The organism is Lacinutrix chionoecetis, from assembly GCF_053604665.1.
In genome coordinates, this window is record NZ_JBSHNQ010000086.1 from 581,006 (window position 1) to 591,806 (window position 10,801).

The window sequence follows — 10,801 nt, forward strand, 5'->3', positions numbered from 1 at the left end:
TTAATTTTTAATCTTCCGTTCTTTTAGCTTCGCTAATTTTTTGCTCGATTACTTTGCCTAACGAGTCTTTTTGTTTTTGCGATAATTGTTTTGCCTGTAAGTAATAGAGGTTTTTATACTCGGTTTTTTCAGCTTCAGAGAGATCGGAATTTTCTAAAAGTTCTAAATAGCCAATAGTTTTTCCATCTACATTACCATCTAAATTCGATCCAAAAACCTGAGATAGGACATTACTTCCCATATCTAAAAAATTATCTTTTTTAGCTTGGGTAGAATCAGTTTTCTGTACTTGAGCCATAGCTGCATTTGTAAAGCTTAATACAAGAAGGGCAAGTAAAATTTTTAGTGCTTTCATAATTAATTGTGTGTTTAAGTTGTTTGTTCTTTTAATGCGTTAAAAAAGAAAAGGTTAACACGGTTCATCTTTTTTATATAAAAAAACTTAAATTAGCTATGTATGTGTTAACCTTTTAATTACTCGATACATTAAATGATAAAGCAACAGGAAAACAATATTCTGGACGATTTAAAACAAGGCTCTCAACAAACCCTTAGAAAGGTTTATGAAGACAATAGAGACAAATTTTTAAATTTTGCAAAACGGTATAATTTACCACAAGACGATGTAGTGGATGTGTACCAAGATGCTTATGTTATTTTTTACAATAATGTAATGTCTGGAAAAATTGAAACCATGACCAGTAGCATTGCTACTTATTTATTTAGCGTTGGTAAGTATTTAATTTTCGACAAGATGAAAAAGAACAACAAAAAAGTAGGATCTAATTTCGACTTAGCTATTGTTAAAGACGAAGATGAAATGCTTGAAACGTTTGAAATTGAAGAACAGTCACTAACACATGAGCAAGAATTATTACGCAAACATTTTTCGAGTTTAGGTAAACAGTGTCAGGAATTATTGAACTTGTTTTATTATCGAGGATTCACCATAAAGGATATTTTAAAACAAGGTAATTATAATAGTGAAAACGTGATAAAAAGTGCAAAATCACGTTGTATGAAAACCCTTAAAGAACGAATTAATAGCAACCTATAATGACTAACGAAGATTTATTATATCACTATTTTTCTAACAGCTTAGCTGAAGAAAATCTCGCTGAATTTAATAGGCGACTGGAAACTGATGCCGATTTTAAGGCAGAGTTTGAATTCCAAAATGATTTAAAACAAGCTATAAAAAGCCATAATAGTAGTGAGCTAAAAGAGAAACTGAAGACTTTTGAAGCAGAAATTACTGCTACAGAAGTTAAAAACACAACAACTAAATTTAATTGGCGCATAGCTGCCTCTATCATCTTCTTTTTAGGAGCAGGTTGGTTTGGTTATAATGCCTTTTTTGGTGTTAATTATAATGACATTTACGAGTCGAGCTTTCAAAGTTATCCAAATACCGAATATGCCATAACGAGAAGCGACACTGTAGATTCTTATGAGCGTAAGGCGTTTGTAAGTTACGAGGCCGAGGATTATGAGAATGCAATCTCTAATTTTAATAGAATTCCTGCTACGGAACAAAAGGCATATCAAGATTTTTATAAAGCCCAATCGTATTTAAAATTGGAAAATTTTGAAAAAGCGACACCCATTTTCGAAAAAATAATTTTAGAGCATAATCAATTTACAGCAGAGTCACATTGGTATCTAGCATTAATTGCTATAAAGCAAAAAGACAAAATAGAAGCAACAAAACAGCTTAATACCTTAATTAATGATTTCGATTACAACACTACTAAGGCAAAGCAATTATTAAAGGATTTACATTAATTGCTACGCTTTATTAAAAAGATAATTAACAGCACTAGTAAAACACCTAAGCCTATATATATCCAGTAATTGCCGTGTACTAAAGAAGAGGTGTTGCCAGAAATAACAAAAGCAGACCAATAATATGGATGCGTAAGTGCATTGTCCTTATTCTTATTTAAAAAAGTAATTTGCGCTTTCTGTAAGGCTATATCTTTAGAATCTTTATTGGACAGGTTTAAATAAAAATCATCCATTAATTGCGTTGCAGAGGCATCATTAATTTTCCAAAGCGTACTTGCAATACTATTGGCGCCGCTAAAATAAAAACCACGTGCTAAACTCATCAAGCCTTCACCACGATTAAGTTTTCCAATACCACTTTCGCAAGCACTAAGTGTAACTAAATCGCTGTTTAATTTTAAATTATATAAATCTCTAACATAAAGAGATTGTTCTTTGTTGTCGTTATAAGCAAAGGCTAAAAACGAATTCTCTGGAATAGCATCATTAAAAATAGCATGCGTTGCTAAATGTAAAACACTATAATTGGTACTATGGCTATTAAAATTTTGCAGAGTAGCATTAGTATTTTTTAGAGCATCTCCTTTAAAATGAGAGAGCACGTTTTCTGCTTCTTTTATATTATTAGGAAGTGCTAAGAAATTGGTATTCTCAAACGTTGGTGCAAAGGCTAACACTTGATTGTTATTTTCTTTTTTCTGTTGAAGCTGAAGCAATAACGTTGCAGAATTAGCATAAGAGACCGTATAGTCTTCAACTAAATACTTAGTGTCTTTTTTACTGGTTGCTAATGCCGAAAACGGAACGTAATTAAGTATCCCATCTGGTAAAATAATTAGATTTTTAGGAGCGTTTTCAGTTAAAAAAGGTTCTAATATTTTGCTATATAGCTCGAATGTTTTAGAATTTAAAAGTTTAATGTCGCTTTTTGGGTCTCCTAGTAGAACATAAATACTTTGTATTAGTTGGTTTAAATTAGTATTAACAGGAATCTTGTAAAAAGCCGTTTTATAGTTTGTTATACCCATTATAAATAAAGAAGATTCACCATAAAAATAGGTGATTAACATGTCGTTTTTGCTTAAAAAGGCTTTGATGTTTTCTAAGGAAACAACAGCTGTGTTATATTTTAGATTGTAATAGGATTTGTAATTGGTTTCAAGATTATTAATAAAATTTAAGTAGTCGTTTTTTAGTTTAAAAAGTTGCTCTTCTAATTTTTCATTTTTGGAGTTTTCTAATTGTTTTTCAAGTCGTGTAATTTCAGTTTTATAAAGTTGTTCTTGCTCTATTATATGCTCTGGAATATTGGCGTAACTTGTGGCCTTAGCACTAAGTAAAGCATCTAAAAGCAAGGTGCTTTTACTGTTTTCTATTACATTAAAAGCTTGTGCTAAATTGTTTTCGTCTTCATTTTTAAGATGTAGATTATAGAGCGCATCTAAACTGTTTTCAAAAATGGGAAAAGCGTTATCCAACAATAATAACTTATCTGCGTTGTTTTTAAAAGTTGGTTTTAAGCTGTCTAAAACAGCAATTGCTAATGTAGAAGTGCCAGTAGCATTATTAAAATCCTTAGCTTTAGTTTGAAATAATAGTTTATCCTTTAAAAGCTTTAAGTATTCACTGTTATTTATAGAAGAGTTCACAACATCGTTGCCATGAACTTGCTTTACGGCTAACTCGTTTTGAAATAACGCATCATTAAAATTTCCATTTTTAAAATAAAAATAAGATAGCTCTTGGTGGATTTGGGCTGTTTCAGGATGTTTTAAATTATTCCATTTAGCTTTTAAAAGTGATATTGCTTTATTGTAATCGTCTACTACAGTTGTTGTATCATTATTTGTAGTATTTAATTTTGCTTTTGTTTTATAAAATAAAAAGCCATAAGGCATATTGCTGTCTCTGTAAGGTTCTATATAATTGAGGTAATTTTGTGCGCTGTCGGGTTGTTTTAAAGCCATGTAGTTTTCAACGATATTATTAGCTTCATTTATAATACTGTTTTCATCTTTAGAAACATTTAAACTATAGTTTAAAGCCTTTTTTAAATAGATGTTTGAAGCTTTAAACTTATTCTGTCTTTTATAAAGCTCTCCAATTAAACGGTAAAGATCATTCAGTTTTATTAATTTATGTGTGTCATTAATGTTATTTGTAAAACGGATAGCTTTGTTATAATACTCTTCGGCAAAAGCAAATTTACCATCATTACTATGCATTTTTGCAATCAACACGTAGGTTGCTTGAATTAAATCTGTTTCTTGTTTTGTTAATAACGAATCGGGTATTTTTTTTGAAGTTTCTAAAAGTTCTACAAGATTTTTTTGTGAAGTTTTGTAGTCATTTAATTTGTAATAATAAGTACCCTTATCGTAAAATGTAGAAATTTTTATTGTATTTATCGAAGTAATAGTATCAATATCAGACTTATTTTTAAATAAACTATCTATCTTTTTTAAGTTGGTTTTAATCTTTCCGTAATCATTAAAATAGGTTGCAGATTTATTTGCAAATAGTAGTGCGAACAGCAGATGTTCATAATTCTTATCTGTATTAGAAATATCAATAAGTTTATTAGCATAGTAATAAGTGGAATCTTTATCACTATACATGAAGCCATAAATTTTATTGACAATTTGGTTTACATCTTCAGTTTCATTTTGAGCAAATAGAGCTAAAGAGTAAAACGTAAAAAAAAAGCTAAAAAGGCAATGCTTACAAAAAATATATTTCATAAAAATAGATGTAAAAAAAAATAAGCCTGAATCTTGGATTCAGACTTAAATTTACAAATTATAATTCGTTTTTTCTATGGCGTCATGTTTACAGTCACTGGAATGCTATAAGATACAACGCTTTCATCGCTAAGCACTTTGTTTATTGTTAAAAAACCATTTCCAGTAAAATTACCTTGAAGGGCAATAAAGTTATAAGCTAAAAACTCTCCCTCAAGTCCTTCGGTATTTAGAGGTGTACTTAAATCTGTGCTAAAAACTTGTTCTTGGTTTTCATTCGTTAGTGCTGCAGTTATTCCTATTAAGTTAGCATCTGCAACGATATAGTTTATAGTTTCAAATAAGTCGAAACATAAGCATGGAACTGGAGGTGGTGGAGGTGGTGGAAAAGGAGGAAAACCAAGTGCTACTCCTGCAGGAGTATTCTGTAATATTTCGTTTATTTCTTCTATCCTCATATTTGCATTTTCAATATCTCCAGGCTCGTCCTCACCTTGTTCTTCCCAAATTTCTATTTGAGCGCTTAACGCATCGCTTTCAATGTTTAGTGCAAAACGATACAAATCGCCCTCATAGGCATAATTTGTTGTGGTTATGTTTGCTGTTTGCACTGTGTTGTCATCGTCGCTAGACGGGCAGGCAAATAATAATAGACACAATGCTACTATTATTGTAAGTTTAAATCTCATAATTTTAGTTTTTAGTGTTGTTAATTGTACTTAATGGATGAGGGTTTATAAAGTTAACAATTTGTGCGCTTAAAAAAAAGAAAATTTGTATGTATGGTTTGATTATCTGTGTTTTAGGTGTCGAATGTTTTGTAGAAGGTAGCAATTGAGTTATTCTTGTAATTAAACAGATGAAAAAAAACGACTATTGATTAAGTTTTTATAATATAGAAAAAACAACAATTTAATTAATCTCATATACCAAAATACTATTATTTTCACCTTTGGTTACAAACTCTAAACTGCTATCTCTATCTGCATTTGTAAGCTCTATGGTAGAGGTACCGTAAACTGGGAAGTTTTTAATAGGCTTAGCTTGACTGTCAAAAAGTAATACTTTTTGAGATTGTAAATCGGTTACCGAAACATAAATTTTATCTTTTAAATAGAAGATTTTTGGAGCCGTATAATTTCCTAAATCAAGCTCAAGTGTCTTACTTCTTATGTTTAAAATATTTTCGCTTTGCGAAACTAAAGTTTTGGTTGTGGTTGCTATATGATGGTTTTTAGATAAGTTAGCATCTTTAGTCGAAACACCACCATTTTGGTCTATGCTAACTATGTTACCATCTGCGGTAGTTGTAGTAAATGTGTTATTATAATTGTAAACAGCTTCGTTAGAGAATGTTAAATTAGATTTTACTTTTACGCGTGTTTTTCCACGTCGACTTAATATATATAATCTGCTGTCTGTCTTTACTAAAATATAATCTTTATTGCCAATTCTAATATGCTGTGGTTGGTGATTAATATTCGTATTGGCCTTGGAGAAATTAAAACCTTTTACCGTTTTTCCTTTTGCATCATACAGTAGTACATTCTTACCTTGTGTCACAAAAAGGCGATAATTTTTTCTTTTATCATAATCGAAAACCGAAAGTGGCTGCGTAATGTTATCATTAAATTTTAAAGGGTATCCAGAAACATTTTTACCTGTTCTATCTAACAAATACACCCGATTAGGTGTAGCAAACACCAATTGTAGCCTTCCGTTTTTATAAATATCAATCTGTTCTATATTACCCAAAACAGGACCCTGAAGTTGTTTTTTCCATAATATATTTCCTGCATTTGAAATTAAATATAATTTATTATTAATGTCCTGAACAACAATTTCCTTTTGTTTATTTCTGTGGTTAATAACAAATTGCGGATTGTTTAATATAGCTGCGTCTAATTTTATATTTAAAAGCTCGGTAACAGCATGATCTTCGGCTTTAATTTTATTCTTTTTTATCACACCGTGCAGGTGAGCGTAATGCGAATCGAATACAAATTGTAAGGCCGATATTTTATAGGCGTTAAAACTATTTTCTATAGCAGTGTTTAAATTTGCATCTAATAAATCTTTTAATTTATCATTGTTTAAAACCTGTAAAATAGAAGATTCATTGCTTAAATTTTTTACAGTATTTTGGTAATAATCTCGACTATTTAGAGAGGTTTTATTTTGGTAGTTTGCAATTATATTTTCTAACGTTTCTGTATTTTTTGCAAAAACAAAGTATTGATCTATGTTACAATAAAATAGAGCTTTATTGTAATTAATTAAAGGATAGAAAACAGTTTCAAACAACTCAGGCTTGCTAAACTCAAAAATTTCAACTTGCCTGTATAATTCAACACTGTTCTGCTCACTTAATAAGTGGTCTTTTGTAGAAATAACATCAATAGAATTTAAAACAATAGTTTGGTTGTCTTCACTGTAAATGGTGCCAACTTCAACAATATTTTCAAATAAACCAGTTGTGGTTACGGTATCTTTTTGTTTTTTAAAAGCATCTAAGTTTTTTTTAAATGTTTTAAAATTATTGAAAGTAAAGCTCAAGAATCCATCACAATTATTTGGTGCAATTTCGGCTAACTGATTTTCCTGCGGAATAGTATTTTTAAAAATATTTATAAGTTTAGTAGAGTCTGAAGCTTTTGTAATGCCATTTAAAATAATTTCATCTTGAGAAATTTCAGTATCAAAGGAGGTATAGTCTGTAAAGTCTTTAAACGGAAGAACTTCAGAATTAAATATTGAAGATATGTTGCTGTATTCACTGCTTAAAACAACAGAAACAGGCTTTTCCTTGTTAACAGTATTTATTATTTTATGTAGTGCTTCATTATCATTTTTATTATTTAAAACCGATTCTAAAAGTTTGCTGTGTGAAGCTGCAATGGTAATACTGTCCTTAAATACAGTATATAAAACTTGATTATTAAAGGTTATTTTTTTGGCTGGATTTTTACCAATTTTAAACGTTTCAATGGTGTGATTTGGCAAAGAATCTACAGTAAACAAATTAGCAACTTGTTTAGTGATTATAGTAAATTGAAGACTATCGTTATCATCTTTTAAAAAAGAAATAACAACTGGATGTGTTGTAGAAATGTATTCTAAATGCTTCAGTTTTTTTGAAATTGTTTTATAAACCGAAGTTTTAGAAATACCAGAAATAAAATCATTATTATTTAAATTGGTTTGTAAGCTTTCTGTGTCGTTAACGGTAACAATAACAGATGCTTTTTCAGGTGTATAGTCGTAAACAGAAGCGTGCTTGTAATTGTTGCTTTCGCAACTTGCTAATAAAATAGAAGTGAGAAGAATGAAATAAAAATGTTTCATTTTGAGATTGAGGGATTTTTGCTTGTTCAAAATTACAATTCTAATTTTAATTGTTCAGGTAAAAGTTTAAAGCTTTTCCTATGGTATTTGGTAATACCATATTTTCTAATGGCTTCACGGTGCTCTTTGGTTGGGTAGCCCTTATTTTGTTTCCAATTATACATCGGAAATTCCTTATCAATTTCAATCATGAAAGCATCACGATGAGTTTTAGCTAAAACCGAAGCAGCTGCAATGCTTAAATATTTGCTATCACCTTTAATTATGGTTGCAAACGGAATGGTATTTAAGGGCTTAAATCTATTACCATCAACGATTATAAATTCTGGTATTAACTTTAACTTTAATATAGAACGTTGCATGGCTAAAATTGATGCATTTAAAATGTTCAGGCTATCTATTTCATCTTCAAAAACATGAGTAAAAGCAAAGGCCAATGCTTCGGTTTCAATAATAGGCTTTAAAAAATTGCGCTTGTTTTTTGTGAGAAGTTTAGAGTCGTTAAGTAACAAATTCTCAAATTGCTCCGGCAAAATTACCGCAGCAGCAGTAACAGGGCCAGCAAGGCAGCCTCTGCCAGCTTCATCCGTACCGCATTCAATTTTAAAGTTAGAGTGTTTTAATTTTAGCATTTATGCAATTCTTAACAAAAAAACAATATTATTAATTGTAATTATGCGTTTGTAAGTTTAATTATCACACGTAGCGAGATAATTTCATATTTTTGGCGAAACTTTTAATTTTTAGCTGTTTCGTTTTCAGGCTTAAAAATAGATATCATTTAATGAATAAAATAATTTTTACATTTTTTTTAATAAGCTTCGTAGTTAGTTCAAATGCTCAAACAAAACCTTTATTAAGTAAAGAAGTTAAAACTGTTGATGATAATTCTGGCGTAACCAACGATAGTTTATTTAACCGTAGCACTAAAAGCACAAGTAACAAAAATATTAAAAATGAAGAAGCTAAAATTACAGATTATCTAATTATATCTCACAAAAACGATACAACCTATGTTGATACCACGCTTACAATACAAAAAGAATACAAATATAATTACCTAAGAGAAGATGAGTTTAACCTCATGCCTTTTTCAAACTTAGGGCAAACCTATAATACTTTAAGTAAAGATTTCGAAAACACGTCACTAATGCCAGAGTTTGGGGCAAGAGCACGGCATTTCAATTATATGGAAATAGAAGATATTAACTATTACCATGTGCCAACACCACTAACGGAGTTGTTCTATAAATCGGCATTCGAGCAAGGTCAACTATTAGATGCTTTTTTTACGGTAAATACCTCAGAACAATTCAATTTTTCGGGCGCTTATAAAGGCTTGCGCTCGTTGGGTAATTATCAGCATATTCTAACAAGCACTGGTAACTTTAGGTTTACATCCAGCTACAAAACAAAAAATAATAAATATATAGCTAATCTGCATTTTGTAGCTCAAGATTTGTTAAATCAGGAAAATGGCGGATTAACAGATGAAAGTGTACTTTTTTTTAGATCAGGAGATGAGGATTTTGACGATAGAGGAGTGTTGGAAGTTAATTTTGAAAACGCCGAAAACATTTTAAAAGGCAAAAGGTTTTATCTCAATCACAAATACCAAGTAATCAATAAAAACGATTCGCTCTCAAAAAATAATTTAAATGTAGCTCACGTTATAGCTTTAAAAGACAAAAGCTATCAATACGACCAAACTGCACAAAACGATTTTTTTGGTTCTGCCTTTAAATCAAGCATTTTAAGAGATAGGGTGACTTTAGAAGAGTTTTCAAACCAGTTACAATTAAATTATACTAATAATATTATTGGAGATTTGCAATTTAATGCCAGTCACACCAACTTCAATTACGGTTACGATAAAATAGTAGTATTAAATGGCATTACCATTCCAAATAGATTAAAAGGAGATGTATTTGCTGTAGGTGGAAAATATAAAAAGCAAATCAAAGGCTTCAATTTGCAAGGTGAATTAGGAGTAAATGTTTCTGGAGATTTTGGAGGTAATTTTGTCAAAGCTCAGGCATCATATAGATTAAATAAGGATTTAAGCGCGTCAGCACAACTTAACCATAACACGTCGGCACCAAATTACAACACGCAACTATATCAAAGCGATTATATCAATTACAATTGGAAAAATGAATTCAATACAGTAAAAACGCAACAATTAGCATTCAATATTAAATCAGAAAAAATTGCCAATCTAACATTAGATATAACAACAATAAACGATTACGTTTATTTCGCTAAAGACGAAACATCAAAATTAGTAAAGCCATTTCAAAATAATAAACCATTAACCTATTTAAGACTAAAAGCAAACAAAGAAATTAAATACAGAAACTTTGCATTAAATAATTCTATAATGTATCAAAATGTGCAAGACGAAAATCAAGTATTTAATGTGCCGGAAATCATTACCCGAAATACGTTATACTACTCAAACCATGTCTTTAAAAAAGCCATGTACCTCCAAACAGGAATTACGTTTAATTATTTTACTGCCTATAATATGGATGGCTACGACCCGCTTTTGGCAGAGTTTTATACGCAGAACGAACAAGAATTGGGCGGTTTTCCACGCTTAGATTTTTTCGTCAATGCAAAAATCCGACAAACAAGAATTTATATAAAAGCCGAACACTTTAACGCCCTCTTCACAGAGCCTAACTATTTCTCAGCACCCAACACGCCATTTAGAGATTTTAAAGTACGCTTTGGTCTTGTTTGGAATTTCTTTCTGTAAAAAAAAGTAGTCGTGCGTTCCCTTTCAGGTCGGGCTTTCGGCAGTCGCTCTTTTATAGGATCTTCAACAAAGCCTCAATCCCAAACGCGGAGGCAAGGTTACCAGAAGTATTTTGTCATTTCAATCAAAACTATGCTACAATATATAATGTAATGAAAAGAGCAGG

The 10,801-nt window shown here is 30.6% G+C and carries 8 protein-coding genes; 3 read left to right on the top strand and 5 right to left on the bottom strand.

What is annotated here, in order from left to right; genetic code table 11:
* Positions 1 to 7: 7 nt before the first annotated feature.
* Complete coding sequence (locus tag ACVC43_RS14830) at positions 8 to 355, bottom strand: hypothetical protein (RefSeq protein ID WP_452225316.1); 348 nt, start codon at positions 353 to 355, stop codon at positions 8 to 10.
* Between the two features lie 135 nt (positions 356 to 490).
* Between ACVC43_RS14830 and ACVC43_RS14835 the strand changes: the two genes are divergently transcribed.
* On the top strand, positions 491 to 1,057 hold the full coding sequence (locus ACVC43_RS14835) for an RNA polymerase sigma factor (protein ID WP_452225317.1): 567 nt from the start codon (positions 491 to 493) through the stop codon (positions 1,055 to 1,057).
* Positions 1,057 to 1,785: a tetratricopeptide repeat protein gene (locus ACVC43_RS14840; RefSeq protein WP_452225318.1), complete on the top strand. Its 729-nt coding sequence runs from the start codon at positions 1,057 to 1,059 to the stop codon at positions 1,783 to 1,785. Before ACVC43_RS14835 ends, ACVC43_RS14840 begins: the two co-directional genes overlap by 1 nt.
* Here the strand turns inward: ACVC43_RS14840 and ACVC43_RS14845 are convergent.
* The 4 genes from ACVC43_RS14845 to ACVC43_RS14860 all read right to left on the bottom strand — a co-directional run bounded on the left by ACVC43_RS14845 (position 1,782) and on the right by ACVC43_RS14860 (position 8,506).
* The gene (locus ACVC43_RS14845; protein ID WP_452225319.1) at positions 1,782 to 4,529 is read right to left on the bottom strand and encodes a CHAT domain-containing protein; all 2,748 of its coding nucleotides are present in this window, start codon (positions 4,527 to 4,529) and stop codon (positions 1,782 to 1,784) included. The genes ACVC43_RS14840 and ACVC43_RS14845 overlap by 4 nt on opposite strands.
* Before the next feature lie 74 nt (positions 4,530 to 4,603).
* The gene (locus ACVC43_RS14850) at positions 4,604 to 5,218 is read right to left on the bottom strand and encodes a hypothetical protein (RefSeq protein WP_452225320.1); all 615 of its coding nucleotides are present in this window, start codon (positions 5,216 to 5,218) and stop codon (positions 4,604 to 4,606) included.
* A gap of 223 nt (positions 5,219 to 5,441) precedes the next feature.
* A complete protein-coding gene (locus tag ACVC43_RS14855) occupies positions 5,442 to 7,874 on the bottom strand; it encodes a DUF3352 domain-containing protein (protein WP_452225321.1) in 2,433 nt (810 codons plus the stop codon).
* 32 nt (positions 7,875 to 7,906) lie between these two features.
* Entirely contained in the window at positions 7,907 to 8,506 is a 600-nt protein-coding gene (locus tag ACVC43_RS14860) for a ribonuclease HII (protein ID WP_452225322.1), read from the bottom strand.
* Positions 8,507 to 8,658: 152 nt separating this feature from the next.
* On the opposite strand from ACVC43_RS14860, the gene ACVC43_RS14865 reads away from it, so the two are divergent.
* The gene (locus tag ACVC43_RS14865) at positions 8,659 to 10,635 is read left to right on the top strand and encodes a putative porin (protein WP_452225323.1); all 1,977 of its coding nucleotides are present in this window, start codon (positions 8,659 to 8,661) and stop codon (positions 10,633 to 10,635) included.
* Positions 10,636 to 10,801: the final 166 nt, after the last annotated feature.